At 67.0% G+C, this 17,597-nt stretch carries 22 protein-coding genes; 8 read left to right on the top strand and 14 right to left on the bottom strand.

Features of this window, described 5'->3' with window-relative positions; all coding sequences use genetic code 11:
• Positions 1-4: 4 nt before the first annotated feature.
• From ACTIF2_RS26340 to ACTIF2_RS26330, 3 genes are all read left to right on the top strand, one after another.
• Positions 5-274 (top strand): hypothetical protein, encoded by a 270-nt coding sequence (locus tag ACTIF2_RS26340; RefSeq protein ID WP_439500104.1) that lies wholly within the window; start codon positions 5-7, stop codon positions 272-274.
• Positions 275-421: 147 nt separating this feature from the next.
• Entirely contained in the window at positions 422-1,147 is a 726-nt protein-coding gene (locus tag ACTIF2_RS26335) for an AzlC family ABC transporter permease (protein WP_439500103.1), read from the top strand.
• Positions 1,144-1,500, top strand: coding sequence for an AzlD domain-containing protein (locus ACTIF2_RS26330; RefSeq protein ID WP_439500102.1), 357 nt, complete (start codon positions 1,144-1,146; stop codon positions 1,498-1,500). The genes ACTIF2_RS26335 and ACTIF2_RS26330 overlap by 4 nt, the downstream gene beginning before the upstream one ends.
• A gap of 4 nt (positions 1,501-1,504) precedes the next feature.
• Here the strand turns inward: ACTIF2_RS26330 and ACTIF2_RS26325 are convergent, their stop codons facing one another.
• The 7 genes from ACTIF2_RS26325 to ACTIF2_RS26295 form a co-directional block, all read right to left on the bottom strand.
• Positions 1,505-2,395: a sigma-70 family RNA polymerase sigma factor gene (locus ACTIF2_RS26325; RefSeq protein ID WP_439500101.1), complete on the bottom strand. Its 891-nt coding sequence runs from the start codon at positions 2,393-2,395 to the stop codon at positions 1,505-1,507.
• Positions 2,395-2,847: a carboxymuconolactone decarboxylase family protein gene (locus ACTIF2_RS26320; RefSeq protein ID WP_439500100.1), complete on the bottom strand. Its 453-nt coding sequence runs from the start codon at positions 2,845-2,847 to the stop codon at positions 2,395-2,397. The genes ACTIF2_RS26325 and ACTIF2_RS26320 overlap by 1 nt, the downstream gene beginning before the upstream one ends.
• Positions 2,848-2,924: 77 nt before the next feature.
• Complete coding sequence (locus ACTIF2_RS26315) at positions 2,925-3,392, bottom strand: carboxymuconolactone decarboxylase family protein (RefSeq protein WP_439500099.1); 468 nt, start codon at positions 3,390-3,392, stop codon at positions 2,925-2,927.
• A gap of 241 nt (positions 3,393-3,633) precedes the next feature.
• Positions 3,634-4,062, bottom strand: a complete 429-nt coding sequence (locus ACTIF2_RS26310; protein WP_439500098.1) for an HIT family protein — start codon at positions 4,060-4,062, stop codon at positions 3,634-3,636.
• A 22-nt stretch (positions 4,063-4,084) separates the two neighbouring features.
• Positions 4,085-5,338 carry a GNAT family N-acetyltransferase gene (locus tag ACTIF2_RS26305; RefSeq protein ID WP_439500097.1) on the bottom strand — a complete coding sequence of 418 codons (1,254 nt, stop codon included), beginning with the start codon at positions 5,336-5,338 and terminating at the stop codon, positions 4,085-4,087.
• Complete coding sequence (locus ACTIF2_RS26300; protein ID WP_439500096.1) at positions 5,335-6,096, bottom strand: glycerophosphodiester phosphodiesterase family protein; 762 nt, start codon at positions 6,094-6,096, stop codon at positions 5,335-5,337. Before ACTIF2_RS26300 ends, ACTIF2_RS26305 begins: the two co-directional genes overlap by 4 nt.
• Entirely contained in the window at positions 6,096-6,569 is a 474-nt protein-coding gene (locus tag ACTIF2_RS26295; protein WP_439500095.1) for a RidA family protein, read from the bottom strand. The genes ACTIF2_RS26300 and ACTIF2_RS26295 overlap by 1 nt, the downstream gene beginning before the upstream one ends.
• Before the next feature lie 234 nt (positions 6,570-6,803).
• Between ACTIF2_RS26295 and ACTIF2_RS26290 the strand changes: the two genes are divergently transcribed.
• The gene (locus tag ACTIF2_RS26290; protein ID WP_439500094.1) at positions 6,804-7,658 is read left to right on the top strand and encodes a cell envelope integrity EipB family protein; all 855 of its coding nucleotides are present in this window, start codon (positions 6,804-6,806) and stop codon (positions 7,656-7,658) included.
• On the opposite strand, the gene ACTIF2_RS26285 is transcribed toward ACTIF2_RS26290, so the two are convergent.
• Together ACTIF2_RS26285 and ACTIF2_RS26280 are read right to left on the bottom strand one after the other, a co-directional pair.
• The gene (locus ACTIF2_RS26285) at positions 7,615-8,979 is read right to left on the bottom strand and encodes a DNA polymerase IV (protein WP_439500093.1); all 1,365 of its coding nucleotides are present in this window, start codon (positions 8,977-8,979) and stop codon (positions 7,615-7,617) included. The genes ACTIF2_RS26290 and ACTIF2_RS26285 overlap by 44 nt on opposite strands.
• Complete coding sequence (locus ACTIF2_RS26280; protein WP_439500092.1) at positions 8,976-9,263, bottom strand: DUF3572 domain-containing protein; 288 nt, start codon at positions 9,261-9,263, stop codon at positions 8,976-8,978. The genes ACTIF2_RS26285 and ACTIF2_RS26280 overlap by 4 nt, the downstream gene beginning before the upstream one ends.
• A gap of 143 nt (positions 9,264-9,406) precedes the next feature.
• On the opposite strand from ACTIF2_RS26280, the gene ACTIF2_RS26275 reads away from it, so the two are divergent.
• Positions 9,407-9,778, top strand: coding sequence for a response regulator (locus ACTIF2_RS26275; RefSeq protein WP_439500091.1), 372 nt, complete (start codon positions 9,407-9,409; stop codon positions 9,776-9,778).
• 18 nt (positions 9,779-9,796) lie between these two features.
• Entirely contained in the window at positions 9,797-11,173 is a 1,377-nt protein-coding gene (locus ACTIF2_RS26270; RefSeq protein WP_439500090.1) for a PleD family two-component system response regulator, read from the top strand.
• Positions 11,174-11,429: 256 nt separating this feature from the next.
• Here the strand turns inward: ACTIF2_RS26270 and ACTIF2_RS26265 are convergent, their stop codons facing one another.
• On the bottom strand, positions 11,430-11,630 hold the full coding sequence (locus ACTIF2_RS26265; RefSeq protein WP_439500089.1) for a hypothetical protein: 201 nt from the start codon (positions 11,628-11,630) through the stop codon (positions 11,430-11,432).
• 393 nt (positions 11,631-12,023) lie between these two features.
• On the opposite strand from ACTIF2_RS26265, the gene ACTIF2_RS26260 reads away from it, so the two are divergent.
• Positions 12,024-12,236: a hypothetical protein gene (locus ACTIF2_RS26260; RefSeq protein ID WP_439500088.1), complete on the top strand. Its 213-nt coding sequence runs from the start codon at positions 12,024-12,026 to the stop codon at positions 12,234-12,236.
• An 84-nt stretch (positions 12,237-12,320) separates the two neighbouring features.
• Here the strand turns inward: ACTIF2_RS26260 and rpmG are convergent, their stop codons facing one another.
• The 4 genes from rpmG to rnr all read right to left on the bottom strand — a co-directional run bounded on the left by rpmG (position 12,321) and on the right by rnr (position 16,145).
• Positions 12,321-12,488 carry a 50S ribosomal protein L33 gene (rpmG, locus tag ACTIF2_RS26255; RefSeq protein WP_439500087.1) on the bottom strand — a complete coding sequence of 56 codons (168 nt, stop codon included), beginning with the start codon at positions 12,486-12,488 and terminating at the stop codon, positions 12,321-12,323.
• Positions 12,489-12,652: 164 nt separating this feature from the next.
• Positions 12,653-13,387, bottom strand: a complete 735-nt coding sequence (locus ACTIF2_RS26250; protein WP_439500086.1) for an NUDIX hydrolase — start codon at positions 13,385-13,387, stop codon at positions 12,653-12,655.
• Complete coding sequence (locus ACTIF2_RS26245) at positions 13,384-13,830, bottom strand: DUF983 domain-containing protein (RefSeq protein WP_439500085.1); 447 nt, start codon at positions 13,828-13,830, stop codon at positions 13,384-13,386. Before ACTIF2_RS26245 ends, ACTIF2_RS26250 begins: the two co-directional genes overlap by 4 nt.
• Positions 13,830-16,145: a ribonuclease R gene (gene rnr, locus ACTIF2_RS26240; RefSeq protein WP_439500084.1), complete on the bottom strand. Its 2,316-nt coding sequence runs from the start codon at positions 16,143-16,145 to the stop codon at positions 13,830-13,832. Before rnr ends, ACTIF2_RS26245 begins: the two co-directional genes overlap by 1 nt.
• 649 nt (positions 16,146-16,794) lie before the next feature.
• Here rnr and ACTIF2_RS26235 point away from each other — a divergent pair.
• Positions 16,795-17,597, top strand: an 803-nt coding sequence (locus ACTIF2_RS26235; protein WP_439500124.1) for a transporter substrate-binding protein, incomplete at its 3' end; no start/stop codon positions are given.

The following is a 17,597-nucleotide window of genomic DNA, read 5'->3' as shown; positions in this document are numbered from 1 at the left end:
GACCGTGTTCTTCCGCCGCAAGACAGACGATGCCGCCGTCCAGACGCTCGGCGAGGTTGCGGCGCAGCCGGCCAAGCAGAAGCTCGGCTGGTTCGAGAAGCGCGACCGCCGCAGGCGGCGGCGCATCATGTTCGAGGAGATCCTCGGCTGGATCCTCGTCCCGGCCTTCATCTACCTGATCTATCTCGGGGTGAGGGCCATCGGCGGCGTGCCGAAGGAACTGATCGATTTCGGCAACGAGCTGATCGGCATCATCATGAAGGGCGGCTCCTGATCGGGGCGCCTTTGCAAGCGGTGCAGGGCTGATCGTCCGGCACCGGATGTCGGTTTCTCGCGTAGTCCAGTCTAGAACGGGTCATGATCTCCCGGCCATGCGGCCGGTATCCCTCGGACCCGTTTCGTCAGGCGCGCAAATTCTTCCATGAGCGTATCGGCCGACTGGAGCTGGCAGCGCACGGCGCTGGCCGGCATGCGCGACGCGCTTTCGCTTCCCGCCTGGGTCGTCGGCTTCGGACTGGTCGGGGTCGGCTCGCTGGCGCGCGACGTCGGCTATCCGGTCGAGGCCGCGGTGCTCTCGACCATCCTGGTCTGGGCGGGGCCGTCGCAGGTCATCTTCTTCGCCTCGATCGCGGCCGGCGCCGCCTGGAGCGCGATCGCGCTCGCGATCGGCTTCGCGTCGCTGCGCTTCCTGCCGATGACGGTGGCGATCCTGCCCTTGCTGCGGCGGCCGGGGCAGGGCGTCGCAACGCAGCTCCTGCTCGCCCATTATGTCGCGGTGACCACCTGGACGGAGGGGCTGCGCCGCCTGCCGGGGATCGCGCCACCCCAGCGCGTCCCTTATTTCCTCGGTTTCGCCAATGCCTGCATGGCCGTGAGCGCGGCGGGCACCTTCGCAGGCTATTATCTCGTCGGCGCGCTGCCGGTGCCGCTGGCGGCCGGGCTGCTCTGCCTGACGCCGATCTTCTTCCTGGCCTCGCTCGCCGCCGGCATCCGGCATCGCGGTGACGTCGTCGCCTTGACGCTCGGACTGGTCCTGGCACCGCTTGCCGACCGGCTGATGGGCGGCGGCTTCGACCTGATCGTGTCAGGGCTGGTCGGCGGCAGCATCGCCTTTGCCGTGCAGCGGATCAGGAGGCGGCGCGCATGACCCAGCCGATCGCCTGGCTCGACGGCGCGTTCTGGCCCTATCTCGCGCTGCTGCTCTTCGCTGTGCTGCCGAGCGAGATCTGGCGCTGGCTCGCGGTCGTCTTCGCGCGGCGCATCGACGGGGATTCTCCCGCTCTCGACTGGGTGAGGGCGGTCGCGACCGCCTTGCTCGCAGGTGTCGTCGCCAAGCTGATCCTGTCGCCGCCGGGCGCGCTCGCCGCCCTGCCGCTGGCGCTCAGGATCGGGGCGCTGGCGGTGACGCTGGCGATCGTGCTGTTCGACCGGCGCAAGGTGTTCCCCGCGGTCATCGCCGGGGAGGTCGTGCTGGTCGCCGGTGGCTGGTGGCTGGGCTGAGGGTTCAGCCAGCCTGCAGGCCCAGATGCCGCAGCTTGTCGGGGTTGCGCATGACATAGATCGCGTGGACGACGCCGTCGCGGATGTCGAGCGCGGTGGCCTGCAGCCTCCCGCCCTGCTCGATGCTGAGATAGCCGGGCAGGCCGTTGATCATGACCGGCCGGATCAACGTCGACTCAGCTCCTGCCCCGCCGAATTTCCGGATGATGCCGGAGAAGAAGCGCGAGACGCGGTCCAGGCCGAAGACCACGTTGAGCGTTGCGGGCACCTTGCCGCCGCCGTCGCTGTGGAGGGCGACATCCCGGGCGAGCAGGGTCTGGAGCTCGCTGGGATCGGCCTTGTGCACGGCCCTGAAGAAGGCCTCGACGAAGCGCTTCGCCTCGGCGGGATCGACCTTGTTGCGCGGCGGCATGTCGATGCGGACATGTTCGCGCGCCCGTTTGGCGAGCTGGCGGCAGGCGCTTTCGCTGCGGTCGATAGCGCGGGCGATCTCGGCGAAATCCTGCTCGAAGACATCGTGCAGGAGGAAGGCGGCGCGCTCGAGCGGCGAGAGCCGTTCGAGCGCCAGCATCAGCGCGATCGGCGCATCCAGCTCGTCATCGGCCGCGGGCGCTGGCCCGATGGCCTCGACCAGCGGCTCGGGCAGCCAGGTGCCGACATAGTACTCGCGCCGGCTGCGGGCCGACTTCATCTGGTCGAGGCAGAGTCGCGTCACGGTCCGGGCGAGATAGGCGCGGGGATTGGCGATCTCCGCGGCATCGATCTCGTGCCAGCGCAGCCAGGCGTCCTGAACGATGTCCTCGGCGTCGCTGACCGAACCCAGCATGCGATAGGCAAGACGGGTCAGGAAGCGCCGATGGCTTTCGAACAGGTCGTCCGGCGGCGCAGCCGTCATCAGCGCGCGCGGTCGTTGGGATGGGCCGAGCGGAAGCCGATCGAGATCCGGTTCCATGTGTTGATCGTGCCGATCAGCAAGGTGAGCTTGACCATCTCCTCCTCGCTGAAATGGCGGAGCGCCTCCTCGTATTCAGCGTCGGGGGCGTGGGTCTGGGAGATCAGCGTCAGCGCGTCGGTCCAGGCGAGCGCCGCGCGCTCGCGCGGCGTATAGAGCGCGGATTCCTGCCAGGCGTCGAGCAGGAAGAGCCGGGCCGGGTTCTCGCCTTCCTTGATGGCGTCGGACGAGTGCATGTGCAGGCAATAGGCGCAGCCATTGATCTGCGAGGCGCGCATCTTGACCAGATGGATCAGGCTGTGCTCGAGGCCGCTCGCCTTCACCGACGCTTCGAGGGCGAGCATGGGCTTCAGGGTTTCGGCAGCGATCGTATAGGGATTGAGGCGTTTGCTCATGGCTGGGTCTCACTGCTGGTGCGAATTTACGGGCCGGCGCGGATCTGTGCCGGGTCTGCCTGTGACGGCGCCGCGGCTCAGGCCGCGGCGGCCTCGCGGCGGCGATCCTGCGGGTGGCGGGTGCGGAAGCCGCAATTGATCCGGTTCCAGACATTGATCATGCCGATCGCGACCGAGAGATCGACGCATTCCTTCTCGCTGAAATGCTCGCGCAGTTCGGCGAAGGCCGCGTCGTTCGGGGCGCGATCGGCGAGTCGCGTCAGCTCCTCGGTCCAGCGCAGGGCGGCGCGCTCGCGCGGGGTGTAGAGCTCGGACTCCTCCCAGGCGCTCAGCAAGGTGATGCGGGCCTCGGTCTCGCCGGCTTTGCGGGCATCGGCCATGTGCATGTGCAGGCAATAGGCGCAGCGGTTGATCTGCGAGGCGCGGATCTTCACCAGCTCCTGCAGGCTGGGCTCCAGCTCCGACTGGTTCACATAGTCCTGCAGGCCGAGCATGGCCTTGTAGGCGTCGGGGGCGACCTGGAAGGCATTGAGGCGTTGGGTCATGGTCTTCTCCATCAGCTTCGATGAAGACAGGACGAGATGGTAAGCGCCCGCGTGACATGACGCGCTAAATTTTTTCGACGGCCCGATCCAATAAAACCGCCCGTCATTCCGGCCGCAGCGAAGCGGAGCGCCGGAATCCATCGTAGGGTTCTACGCTCTACGATGGATTCCGGACCTGCGCCGCTCTGCGGCTTGTCCGGAATGACGGCGCGGGTGAACGGAAGGGCCGTTCCGAGACCCCTCAGCCCGCCTTCAGCGCGTCCCGGATTTTTTCCGCATTGGCGGCGAGCACCTCGGGCTTTTCCATCGCGCCGGTATGGGGCCTGAGGGCGACGCCCTCGAAACGCGGCATGACATGGACATGCAGGTGGAAGACGACCTGGCCGCCGGCGGGCTCGTTGAATTGCTGGATGGTGACGCCGTCGGCCGAGAAGGCGCGCTTCACGGCATGGGCGAGCTTCTGCGTGGTCAGCGCCACCGCCTTCAGGGCCTCCGGCTGCGCGTCGAAGATGTTGCGGCAGGCGGCCTTGGGCACGACCAGCACATGGCCGTCGGCGCGCGGCATGATGTCCATGATCGCGATGGTCTCGCCGTCCTCGTAGACTGTCTGCGAGGGCAGCTCGCCGCGCAGGATCTTGGCGAAGACATTGGCGGGGTCGTAGCTGGTCATCTCAGTCATCCGGTCGGTTGCGTCAGGCCTCGCCACCCTTGCGGAACGGGCTTTCGGCTGCAAGCTCCTGCTGCGCCTGAGCGATGTGCATGCGTTCGCTGTCCAGATAGGCCGCGACGGCCCGGCGCAATCCCGGATCGGCGAGGTAATGGGCCGAGCGGGTGACGACCGGGCGGTAGCCGCGCGCAATCTTGTGCTCGCCCTGCGCGCCGGCCTCGACGCGGGCGAGACCATGGGCGATCGCGTAGTCGATGGCCTGATGGTAGCAGAGCTCGAAATGCAGGAAGGGATGGTCCTCGATGCAGCCCCAGTTGCGGCCGTAAAGCATATTGCGGCCGCGAAAATTGATGGCGCCGGCGATATAGCGGCCGGCGCGGCGCGCCATCACGAGCACGATGCGCTCGCCCATCGCCTGGCCGATGGCCGAGAAGAAGCGGCGGTTCAGATAGGGCCGGCCCCATTTGCGCGAGCCGGTATCCTCGTAGAAGGCGTGGAAATCGTCCCAGACGGCTTCCGTCAGCTTTGCGCCGCTCAGAACCTCGACAGTGATCCCGGCGGAGAGCGCCTCGCGCCGCTCGCGCTTCAGCGCCTTGCGCTTGCGCGAGGCGAGGGTGGCGAGGAACTCGTCATAGCTGGCGAAACCCTCATTCTGCCAATGGAACTGCAGGTCGTGCCGTTCGAGATAGCCGGCGGCGGTCAAGGCCCCGAGGTCCGGCTCCTGCGCGAAGGTGACATGGATGGATGAGGCGCGGACCTGGTCGCGCAGCGCCTCCAGTCCCGCGATCAGCCCGGCGCGCGCCTCGTCGGCGCGCGACCCGTCCGCGACCAGCAGGCGCGGCCCGGTTGCCGGGGTGAAGGGCGCGGCGACCTGGATCTTGGGGTAGTAGCGCCCGCCGGCCCGTTCATAGGCGTCGGCCCAGCCATGGTCGAAGACATATTCGCCCTGGCTGTGGCCCTTGACGAAGCTCGGCGCTGCGGCGAGCAGCCGGTCCTCGCCATCCTCGACCAGGAGATAGGCGGGCGACCAGCCGCTGCGCCCGCCGACACATCCGCTCTCCTCCAGCGCACGCAGAAAAGCGTGCGAAACGAAGGGGTTGTCCCTGTTGAGCTCAGATAATGAATCCGCTGCTTCGCAGGCTGATTCAGGTGCGACGGCAATGGCGCCTGCCGGCCTGGCCTGGGGATTGGCGCAGGCGTCCCAGGCCGCTGCCGGCACGGCCTTCAATGAGGTTGCGACCCGGACCCTCAGGTCGCTGCGGTCGCGGGTGACGCTCAAGGACGAAAACCCTCGAAGACCATCTGGTCCGCGTGACGGGCGGCCTTGTTGCGCTCCTCGGGAGTGCGCACCGTCCAGCTCATCAGCGGCAATCCCAGCGCCTTGCGGCAAAGGAACGGCGCCGCGCTCGGCAGGTCGGCGACTTTCCAGGAGAGGAAGTCCGGCCGGCTCTCCTCGAAATGCAGCAGGTTGGCGAGGGCGTGCTTCTCGGCGGCATCGAGATGGGCGTAGTCCGGATAGCGGTCGTAGTCGTTCATCGCGACGATGCCGCGCGGGATCGCCGGAGCGAGATCGCGCAGGGCCGTGACGACCAGCGGATCAAAGGACTTGAACACGATCGGCTGGCGGGCCCGCTCGGTGACGATCGCGGCGGCGCGGCGCGTCAGCGCAAGATCGCCGTCGAAGCGGCTCTTGATCTCGATCACCAGCGGCACGCGGCCGGCAATCCGGTCGAGAAAGGCCGGAAGCGTCGGGATCGTGTCGCCGCTGCCCTTCAGGGCGATGCCGGCAAGGGCGTCCGCCGTCCTGGCGTTCAGGTTGCCCGTCTCGCCGGTGAGCCGGTCGAGCACGAAATCGTGAAAGACCATCGCCTCGCCGTCGGCGCTGAGCTGGACGTCGCATTCGATGCCGAAGCCACCGGCGATGGCGGCGTCGGCGGCCGACAGGCTGTTCTCGATCAGCCCGGCAGCCGCGTCATGCAGGCCGCGATGCGCGATCGGCCGCGCCACCAGCCAGGCGAGGGAGGGGCACGCGGCCATCAGGCGATCTCGAACATCGCCTCGACCTCGACGGCCGCGTCGGCCGGCAATTCGGCGACGCCAACGGTCGAGCGGGCATGGCGGCCGCGCTCGCCGAGCACCTGGACCATCAGGTCGGAGGCGCCGTTCATGATCGCCGGAAGCGCCGAGAAATGCGGGGTCGCATTGATGAAGCCGCCGAGCCGCACGCAGCGGCGGATGCGCTCCAGATCGCCGCCGAGCGCGGCCTTGGCCTGGGCGAGGACGTTGATCCCGCAAAGCCGCGCCGCCTCGAGCCCGGCCTCGTTGAAGATCTCGGCGCCGAGCTTGCCCTTGTGCTTGTCGTCGAGCTTGCCGTCGAGGCCGAAGCAGATCTGGCCGGAGATCACCAAGAGGTTGCCGGTGATGACATAGGGCACGTAATTCGCCACCGGAGCGGCCGGAGCGGGCAGGGTGATGCCAAGGGTTTTCAGGTTGGCTTCGATTTCGCTCATCGGTCAGGCTCCGGCTCTCGATCGGCGGAAATGCGGGTTCACAACGGCAAATGGCGCGCCGCGCTAGGTTTCGCAACGGTGCGAGCCCTTCATGGCCGATGGCCGGATCGCCCGCAAGCTTGGCACAGGCTCGGCAGGGTTGCGCCGCCCCGCTTTTGCCGCGGCTCCCGCCTTGTTTGTGCCATTGCCGCATTGCACTAGATTCACAGTCAGATGCAGCAGGATGACGAGCGCATGGTCAGATTCGGTTTCGGTCTCGTGGGATCGGCGGGGGCGGCGGCGCTCCTGCTGACGGCTTTGCCCGGCGCCGCGCTCGGGCAGCCGGCGAAGGCGGGAAATCGCGTCATCCTCGTGCCGCATCGCGCCGTCTACGACCTCGTGCTCGACGACGGCAAGCCGGCCAAGAATGTCGAGGCCGCGCGCGGGCGCATCGCCTTCGATTTCACCGGCGACGCCTGCGAAGGCTATGCGCTCTCGTTCCGGCAGGTGACGCAGCTCACCAGCAGCGAAGGCGGCCCGCGCACCATCGACGCCCGCACCACGAGCTTCGAGGCGGGCGACGGCGAGAGCTACCGGTTCAAGACCGAGAGCTCGGTGGCCGGGGCGCCGGCCGAGATCGTCGACGGCACCGCCAAGAAGTCCGGCGCCAAGGGCTATGACGTCAAGCTGACCGCGCCCAAGGCCGAGACGCATCACGAGGCCGGTGACGCGCTCTTCCCCAATGCGCAGATGAAAGCCGTGATCGAGGCCGCCCGCGCCGGCCAGAGCACGCTCAACGTGCGGCTCTATGACGGGGCCAATAGCGGCAAGGAGGTTTATGACACGCTCTCGGTCATCGGCAAGCGCATCGAGGGGCCGCCGGCCGAGACGCCGCTGAAGCGGCCGGAATTCGAGAAGCTGGCGCGCTGGCCGGTCACCGTCTCCTATTTCAAGGTCGGCTCCGGCGAGGTCACGCCGACCTATACGATCTCGTTCGAGCTCTACGAGAACGGCGTCACCGGCATGGTCCGGATGGATTATGGCAGCTTCGCGCTGCGCGGCACGCTCACGCGTCTGGATCTTCTGCCGCAGCAGGGTTGCGCGAAATAGCGCCGGGCTCCGAGCGCGGCCGCTCCGGCGCGCGCAGGCTCAGGCCCTTGCCGATCGCGGCATCGCCGTAGCGGGCGCGCAGCTTGTCGAGCGCGCCCTCCATGGCCTTCAGCCGCGGCGTCGCGACATCGGCGAGGTCGCCATGGTCGGCTTCCGATGGCGGGCTGAAATCGCTGGCGCCGATGCCGATCAGCCGATAGCGCTGGCCGGTGCATTCGCGCTTCAGCAGCTCGCGCCCGGCGGCGAAGAGGCGCCCGGCGAGTTGGGTCGGCTCCGGCAGGCGGCTCGCGCGCGTGATCGAGTGGAACTCCGCCGTCTTCAGCTTCAGGGTGATGGTCCGGCCCGCAAGCTCCTGAGCCTTCAAGCGTTTCGAGGTTTTCTCGCAAAGCCGCCAGAGGATCGGCTCGAGCTCGTCGAAACGCGAGAGGTCGACATCGAGCGTGGTCTCGCTCGAGACGCTCTTGGTCTCGTGGTCCGGCGTGACCTTGCGCGCGTCGATGCCGTTCGCCAGGTTCTTCAGCCGCGGCCCGTCCTTTCCGGCGAGGCGGAACAGCGCCTCGACCGGCGCCTCGCGCAAATCTCCGATCAGGCGGAAGCCGGCTTCCGCCAGCTTGGCGGCGCTGGCCTGTCCGATGCCCGGGATCAGGCTGACCGGCTTGTCGGCGAGGAAGGCGATCGCCTCGCCGCGCCCGATGATCGAGAAGCCGCGCGGCTTGTCGAGGTCCGAGGCGACCTTGGCGAGGAACTTTGCGTAGGAGAGCCCGACGGAAATCGTGATGCCGATCTCGGTCTCGATCCGCCTGGCGAAGCGCGCGAGCGTGACCGCGGGGCTGGCATGATGCAGCCGCTCCGTGCCTGAGAGGTCGAGAAAGGCCTCGTCGATCGAGAGCGGCTCGACCAGGGGCGTGAGCTCCCGCATCATTTGCCGGACCTCGCGCCCGACCGCGACATATTTCGCCATGTCGGGCCTGACCACCACGGCGTCGGGGCAGGCCTTCAGCGCCTTGAACATCGGCATTGCCGAGCGCACGCCATAGGTGCGCGCGATGTAGCAGGCGGTCGAGACGACACCGCGCTTGCGGCCGCCGATGATCACCGGCTTGTCGAGCAGGGAAGGGTCGTCGCGCTTCTCGATCGCGGCATAGAAGGCGTCGCAGTCGATATGGGCGAGGCTGAGCGTATCGCGTTCGGGATGGCTGATCAGGCGCGGCGAGCCGCAGGCGGCGCAGCGGCGCAGCAGTGCGTCCCCGCCGTCATGGTCGGCGAGGCAGTCGCGGCACAGCGCTCTCTGGCCTGGGCGTTTATGGTCTGGGTCGTTCAAGGGTCACCGGGCGGCGGGCCGGCGAGGGTTTCACGCGCCTGCCCAATCATTTCCGGATTCAGGCTTAAATTTCCGGCAAACTCCAGCAGCAACGATTCGTTGCCGCGGAGATGATCGAGGACCGCGACCAGAAAGCCCGGTTCGCGGGCCGCTGCCCGCAATGTGTCGGGGCCGACGCCGGTAGCGGCCAGAAACGGCTCGATTCGTGCAGGTTCCGCGGCGAGGAAGCCGAGCGCGCGCAAGGCGAGGGTCTCGGCGTCGGGAGAAGCGATCAGGCGTGGCATGGCGATTATTCGTGTCCAGGTGGCGGATCAGGTTTGCGTTTCGTCAATGGGTCGCGTGCTAGCGTGATCATCGAACGGAGCCGTCGGCTTGGAAAGTCCGGATTGAGCCGGCCCTTTCCGGAGCGCGCGGACGAGGGGGCGGCATGACTAAGACGGTTCTTATCGTCGAAGACAACGAGCTCAACATGAAGCTCTTCAACGACCTTCTCGAAGCGCATGGCTATGCCACGCTCAAGACGGCCGACGGCATCGAGGCCATCGAACTGGCCCGGACGCATCATCCCGACCTGATCCTGATGGACATCCAGCTGCCCGAGGTCTCGGGGCTGGAGGTGACGAAATGGATCAAGGAGGACGACGCGCTCAAGTCGATCCCGGTCATCGCCGTCACGGCCTTCGCGATGAAGGGCGACGAGGAGCGGATCCGCGAGGGCGGCTGCGAGGCCTATCTCTCGAAGCCGATTTCGGTCGCCAAATTCCTGGAGACCGTTCGCGCCTATGCCGGCGCGGCCTGAGGACACGAAAGCATCGCCATGTCAGCGCGTGTCCTTGTCGTCGACGACATCATAACGAATGTGAAGCTGCTCGAAGCGAAGCTGTCGGCCGAGTATTTCGGGGTCGTGACGGCGCTGAACGGGCTCGACGCGCTGGCGATCTGCGAGCGCGGCGAGGCCGATATCGTCCTGCTCGACGTGATGATGCCGGGCATGAACGGTTTCGAGGTTTGCCGCCGCCTGAAGAACGGCCCGACGACCGCCCATATCCCGGTGGTGATGGTCACCGCGCTCGACCAGCCAAGCGACAGGCTCAAGGGGCTCGATGCCGGCGCCGACGATTTCCTGACCAAGCCGCTCGACGATACCGCGCTGTTCGCCCGGGTGCGCAGCCTGGTGCGGCTGAAATCGGTGACCGACGAATTGCGCAACCGCGCGATGGCCTCGCGACGCCTCGGCATCGCCGACCCGCTGGCGGCTGCAGCGTCCGAATCGGGACTGAATGGCCGCATCCTGCTGATCGAGGACCGGCCGACCGCGGCGGAGCGCCTGTCGAACGCGCTCTCGGCCTTCCACAGCGTCGAGGTCGAGGCCGATCCGCACCAGGCGCTGGTCAAGGCGGCGGAAGGCGATTTCGAGGCGATTCTCGTCAGCCTCGATCTCAAGGATCACGATGGCCTGCGACTGTGCAGCCAGCTGCGTTCGCTGGAGCGGACACGCAATGTCTCGGTGCTGATGCTGGGTGAGGCGGAGGATCGCGGTCGCATCCTGCGCGGGCTCGAGATCGGCGCGCATGATTTCCTGGTTCGCCCCGTCGACCGCAACGAGTTGCTGGCGCGCGTGCGCACGCAGGTGCGCCGCAAGCGCTTCACCGAGCGGCTGCGCGACAGCGTGCAGTCCTCGATGGAAATGGCGGTGATGGACCAGCTCACCGGCCTGCATAACCGGCGCTATCTCGACAGCCGCATGACGACGCTGTTCGACGAATCGGTGCTGCGCGCCCGCGCCCTGGCCATGCTCCTGCTCGATGTCGACCGCTTCAAGGCGGTCAACGACACCTGGGGCCATGATGCCGGCGACGAGGTGCTGCGCGAATTCGCGGACCGGGTGCGCGCCTGCACGCGCGGCATCGATCTCGTCGCCCGGATGGGCGGGGAGGAGGTCGTGGTGGTGTTGCCCGACACGACGCTCGAGGCCGCCTTCGCCGTGGCCGAGCGGATCCGTGAGAAGGTCGAGGCCGAGCCCTTCGCCATCTATCGCAACACCCAGGCGATCTCGATCACCGTTTCGATCGGTGTCGCCAGTCGTCGCGCCGGCGATCCGTCGCCCGCCGAGATGACGAAGCGAGCCGACGATGCGCTCTACCGGGCCAAGGAAAGCGGCAGGAACCGCGTCATCGTCGCCAGCGCTGCGTAAACCACGTGCGTAAACCTTTCCAGGTAAGGTTAAGCGTCGATGAATATTGGTGAATCGATCTGATTCAATTGCAATCGAAAGGCGGGCTTGTAGGGTCGTTTCCAGCGCAGCCCATCATGGGTTGCCCGAAACGCCCCTCGGGTGCTCAGGTCCGCCGCATCTCCTGGGAAACCGAAGGGCTCGGCCGGTCGGCAGCGGGATATCTGGCCTCATCAGAACCGTCGTCGGCCGGCCACATCGCCTTTCCGGCTCTTCGTCAGAAGTAGCGCGAGAGCCAGGCCGGCAGGGCGTAGCCGATCAGCCCGAAAACCACGAGCAAGCCGATCAGCAGCAGCGCTGCCTTGACCCGGCTCAGCGCGAAGCGCGATGAATCGAGTTCGACGAGCAGCTTGAGGAAGCCGCGCAGCGGATTATGCGGCGGCGGGTGCCGCTCGGCATTCTTGTCGCCATTGGTCAAACGAAATCCCCCGAAACGCGACCGGATCAAACCGGCGTCGCAAATGGGGGTCACCGCCCCTTACGGCAAGTCCCCATGCCTACGCATTTGCCCGGCTGCTGCCAGTCCCCTTTCGCGCATCATAACACGATCCGGGATCGCGGGCGCGCCACAGGATTGCTGCGCTGCAGCGCAATTATCCCCGGGGGAGGCGCTTCGTGATAATCTGATGACGATTCGCATCCGGCTCGTTGCGGATGAGAAGAGGCTGGCCTGACATCCTCGAACCGGGAGCGACCCATGCGTAGCATCGCATTGGCGCTCTGCCTCGCGGCGTTCTTGCCGGGCGGAGGGCTTGTCCAAGCGCATAGTTGGTACCCGTATGATTGTTGCAGCGACCGGGACTGCTGGCCGATGGGGCTGGACGTCGACGCGCGTGAACCCGATCCCCGCATCGTGCCGGGCGGCTATCTGACCCATGACGGGGTCTATGTTCCCGAAAGCGCGACGCGGGCGTCCCTGGACGGCCGCTACCACATCTGTCGACGTGGCGGGACGCTGACCGGCAGCGTGATCGCACCGTCGCAGAAGCCGTTCTGCCTGTTCGTGCCCAGGCCGACATTCTGAGCACGGGCGAAGCGGGCCAAAAGAAAAACCGCCCGGAAGGGGCGGTCTTTCGAAGTCTTGCCTATGCCGAAGGATCGGCCAGGATCACTTGATCTTGGCTTCCTTGAACTCGACGTGCTTGCGCGCGACCGGGTCGTATTTCTTCTTCGACATCTTCTCCGTCATCGTGCGGGAGTTCTTCTTCGTCACGTAGAAGAAGCCGGTATCCGCCGTCGACAGCAGCTTGATCTTGATGGTCACGGCCTTGGCCATGGGGGTGATCCTCGAGCCTGGGGGGCCGCGGTCTGGCCCTCATAAAAGAAAATGGCCGGGGCGACCCGGCAAACCGATACCGGGGAGATGCCGCAACCAAGCGGTGAAGTCAAGAAAGAATGACCGGCCGGACGCATCCTTACGCCAGGGCCGGCCCAGCGGCGCTAAAGCTCCTCGCGCACGAAGCGCAGGTTCTTCTCCCAGAAATAGGGCACCGGCAGATGCGGGCCGAATCCCGCGTCAAGCCTCGCCTCGACCTCCTGGATGATGACCTTGGTGATGGTCGGCAGGTCGAGCTGCCTCGCCTCCTCGAAACTGACCCAGACAAGCTCGATCAGTTCGGAATCCGGACCCGTCACGCCTTCGACCTTGCCGGCGACGGCGCTGTAGTCGACCACGAAGAAGCGGGTGTCGAAGCGCTTGGGACGCCGCGGCGGTGTGATGGCGCGTGCCACGAAGGTGACGGCGCCGAGATCCGGATAGACGCCGTGGCCGGCGAATTCGGCCCAGGTGCCTTCCGGCGGGTTCTCCGGGACCCCGAACTCGGCCGAGCCGAAGAGCAGGCCGGTTTCCTCGTAAGTCTCGCGAATGGCGGCCAGCGCCAGCGCCCGGGCCTTCGACGGGCTTGGGCGCACGCAACGCGCCGAGAGCCGGTCCTCGCAGATCTGGGGCAGGGTGCCGGTCGCCACCATGCGCCGGTCGCCGGCATCGACGCGGCCGCCCGGAAACACGAACTTGCCGGGCATGAACTTGTGCCCGGGATGGCGCTTGCCCATCAGCACGCGCGGCTGCGCCGCGCTGCGGTCGAGAATCAGCATCGTCGCCGCGTCATGCGGCCGGACATTGACGGCGACCCGGGTCCGCTCGGCCTGGGTCAGGATGACGGCATTGTCGTTCACGGGCGCGGCGCCACGGACGCGCCCGGCTGACGCTCGGGCCTTGCGGGCTCGCCGCTGAAGCCGTGCATCCGCATCGCCCATTGCAGCCCGATGACGCCGCCCTTGACCGGCTGCATCAGGAGGAGGGAGAGGATCACGGTCAGCGGCAGCCAGATCGACATGTGCAGCCACATCGGCCATTCGGCATATTTCTCGGCCATCAGCAGCCCGCCGACGATGATGTGGCCGACGATGGTGATGACGATATAGGGCGGCAGGTCGTCGGCGCGCTGGTGATGCAGCGCCTCGCCGCAGGCCTCGCAGCTGTCGACCGGCTTCAGGAAGGCGCGAAACAGCCGACCCTCGCCGCAATGCGGGCAGCGGCCCATGAGGCCGCGGCCGATGGCCAGGCGCCAGTCGCGCTCAGCCGTGCCATCGATGGAAGAGTGAACTTGAACCGACATCATCGCCTCTTGCCGGGCTTGGTCCTGCCCGCCTTGCCGAAGGGCGCCTTGCTCTTCGCGCGGCCGGACAATGGTGGTCGCGACGGTTTTTTGCCAGAGCGGCCCGGTGTCACATGCCTGCCCTCCGAGAGCAACTCGAAGCGCAGGGCGCCGGCGACCGGCGCCGCCTCGACAAGCTTGACATGGACCCGGTCGCCCAGGCGCCAGCTTTCGCCGCTGCGCTCGCCGATCATCGCATGGGCGGCCTCGTCATAGCGATAATAGTCGGCGCCGAGCGTCGAGGCGGGGATGAAGCCGTCGGCACCGGTGCCGTCGAGCTTCACGAACAGGCCGGCGCGGTTCACCCCGCCGATGCGCCCATCGAAGCTGGCGCCGATCTGGTCGGCGAGGAAATGGGCGATCAGCCGGTCGGTGGTCTCGCGCTCGGCCGCCATGGCGCGGCGTTCGGCCGCGGAGATCCGGGTCGAGACCTCGCGCAGCTCGGCGAGCGTGGTCGATCGGGGCAGGCCGTCATCGCCGAGCTTCAGGGCAGAGATCAGGCCGCGATGCACGACGAGGTCGGCATAGCGCCGGATCGGTGAGGTGAAATGGGCGTAGCGGCGCAGGTTGAGGCCGAAATGCCCGTAATTCTCGGCGACATATTCGGCCTGGGCCTGGGTGCGCAGGATGACCTCGTTGAGGAAGAGCTCGTTTTCCGAGCCCTTGATCATGGCGAGGATGCGGTTGAACAGCACGGGCCGGAGCGCACCGTCCTTCGGCAGCTTGATGCCGATCGAGGCCAGGACCTCACCGAGCGCCCGCATCTTCTCGAGCGACGGCTCGTCATGGCAGCGATAGATCAGCGGGCTGCCCGCCTTCTCCAGCGTCTCGGCCGCCGCGACATTGGCGAGGATCATGAACTCCTCGATCAGCCGGTGCGCGGCGAGACGGTCGGGCGTGATCACGCGCTCGACCTTGCCGTCGGGGGTCAGCACGAGCTTGCGCTCGGGCAGGTCGAGATCGAGCGGCTGGCGCTGGTCGCGGGCGCGGGAGGCGACGCCATAGGCGGCCCAGAGCGGCATCAGGATGCTCTCGCGGATCGGCCCGGTGGTCTCGTCGGGCTTGCCGTCGATCGCTCCTTGAGTCTGCTGATAGGAGAGCTTGGCGGCCGAGCGCATCAGGATGCGGTGGAAGGAGTGGCTCTTCTTGCTGCCATCGGCCTTGAGGACGAGACGCACCGCCAGCGCCGGCCGGTCCTCGCCGCCGCGCAGCGAGCAGAGATCGTTCGAAATCCGCTCCGGCAGCATCGGCACGACCCGGTCGGGGAAATAGACCGAGTTGCCGCGTTCCAGCGCCTCGCGGTCGAGCGCCGAGCCGGGCCGGACATAGGATGAGACATCGGCGATGGCGACGGTGACGACATAGCCGCCTTCATTGGCCGGATCATCGTCGGGCGCGGCATGGACCGCGTCGTCATGGTCCTTGGCGTCGGCGGGGTCGATGGTGATCAGCGGCAGCGCGCGCCAGTCCTCGCGGCCCTTGACGGTGGCCGGGCGCGCGGCTTCCGCCTCGGCGAGGGTAGCGGGGGAGAATTCGTTGGGGATGCCGTGGGCATGGATCGCGATCAGGCTGACGGCGCGCTCGGATTTGAGCGAGCCGAGCCGCTCGCGCACGCGCGCCTCCGGCGGGCCGAAACGGCTCTCGCGCCTGAGCGAGACCGAGACGAGGTCGCCATCCTGCGCCTCGCCGGTCTGGCCCTTCGGGATCAGTGCCTCGCGCCCCTGTGCCTTCTTGTCGACCGGGACGAGGCGGCCCGAGCCGTCGGGCAGGGCGCGGAAGATGCCGAGCACCTGCGCCTTGCCCTTGCCCATGACCTTGAGAACGCGCCCGGAATAGGGATAGCCGTCGATCCCCCTGAGCCGGGTCAGCTTGAGCAGGACCTGGTCGCCGACACCCGGCGCCGGGCCGGCGCTCTTGCGCGAGCGGACCTCGCGCGGACGCTCGATCAGGATCCGGGGTGGCGCGCCTTCGTCGGCCTCGTTCCATTCGAGCGGAATGGCGGCGAGGTCGCCGTCGCGGTCGCGCGTCTTGATCTCGCAGAGCAGGACCGGAGGCAGGGCGCCGCGCGGATGGACCGGGCGCTCCTTGCCGTCGCCGCCGATCTCGCCCTCTTCGGCGAGTTCCTTGAGCAGGCGCTTCAGCCAGATCTTGCCGCCGGCCGACAGGCCGAAGGCCTTGGCGATCTCGCGGCGGCCGACCTCGCGGCCGGCGGTGCGCTCCGACTCGACGAAATCGAGGATCGCCTCGCGGCTGGGCTCAGGCGCGGGCGACGGCACGGGCGAAACTCATCTGGTCGGAATGGGATACGATAGACACGCTGAGATTCTGCCATGTCCCGGACGCGGGCGCCAGAACCGGGCTCGCGCAGCAGGTTCCCGAAATGAGAAGGGCTGCCCTCGCGGGCAGCCCTTCCATTGTCGAACCGCGGTCCGGCGAACCGGACCCAAAGGCGCGAAAACTCACGCGGAACAAGACCCCCGCAGGGAATGAGTCCAGGTCCGCCCGCCTTGCACCAGCGGTTGATGACAATGAGACACTGGATCACCTCCTTTCAGTTGTTACCGACAAGACAGAGGCTAGGGCGATTCTCAGGGCTACGTAAATGACAAAAATAGCGCTGTGCTCCTCTCGCGGAATCGCGGCGCGGACGCGGAAAATCGCCACTCGAAGCGGCATGCCTCAAAACTGAGCACGAAATCTGCCTAGCGATTGATCAGAAATATCGCAGATGCAGCATCCTTGCGTGCAATGCAGTATCGCCCGCAGGAAATGCCTCCAAAATGCGTGACGAGACAGAGCTTTGCGCGCGCCAGCGCCCGGCTCGAGCCGGTTGGCACGTCGCTTGCGAACCTTTTGCGACGGGCCGGGGAGGCCCGCCGGCCCTCGTGAAGAAGGGCCCGGTCAAGCAGGTCGCTCGAGGGGACAATTTCCGTGAAACAGACACGTCGCGTCATTCTGGGCGCCGCACTGGCCGGCGCCACATTGCTCGGTTCCTTCCTGCCCGCGAGCGCGCAGGAGACCATCAAGGTCGGCATCCTTCACTCGCTTTCCGGGACGATGGCGATCTCGGAGACGACGCTGAAGGACGTCATGCTCATGCTCATCGAGGAGCAGAACGAGAAGGGCGGCGTGCTCGGCAAGAAGCTCGAGGCCGTCGTCGTCGATCCCGCCTCGAACTGGCCGCTCTTCGCCGAGAAGGCACGCGAGCTGATCGCCAAGGAGAAGGTCTCGGCCGTGTTCGGCTGCTGGACGTCCGTGTCGCGCAAGTCGGTGCTGCCGGTGTTCAAGGAGCTGAACTCGATCCTGTTCTATCCGGTCCAGTACGAGGGCGAGGAGAGCGAGCGCAACGTGTTCTATACCGGCGCCGCGCCGAACCAGCAGGCGATCCCGGCCGTCGACTATCTCGCCAAGGAGGAGAAGGTCGAGCGCTGGGTGCTCGCCGGCACCGACTATGTCTATCCGCGCACGACCAACAAGATCCTGGAAGCCTACCTTCTCGCCAAGGGCGTCAAGAAGGAGGACATCCTGATCAACTACACGCCCTTCGGCCATTCCGACTGGCAGACCATCGTCTCCGACATCAAGAAGTTCGGCTCGGCCGGCAAGAAGACGGCCGTGGTCTCGACCATCAACGGCGACGCCAACGTGCCGTTCTACAAGGAGCTCGGCAACCAGGGCATCAAGGCGACCGACATCCCGGTCGTCGCCTTCTCGGTCGGCGAGGAGGA

It is taken from the genome of Allobosea sp. (genome assembly GCF_051860145.1).
Classification (GTDB): domain Bacteria; phylum Pseudomonadota; class Alphaproteobacteria; order Rhizobiales; family Beijerinckiaceae; genus Allobosea.
This window is presented reverse-complemented; position numbering and strand designations above follow the sequence as displayed.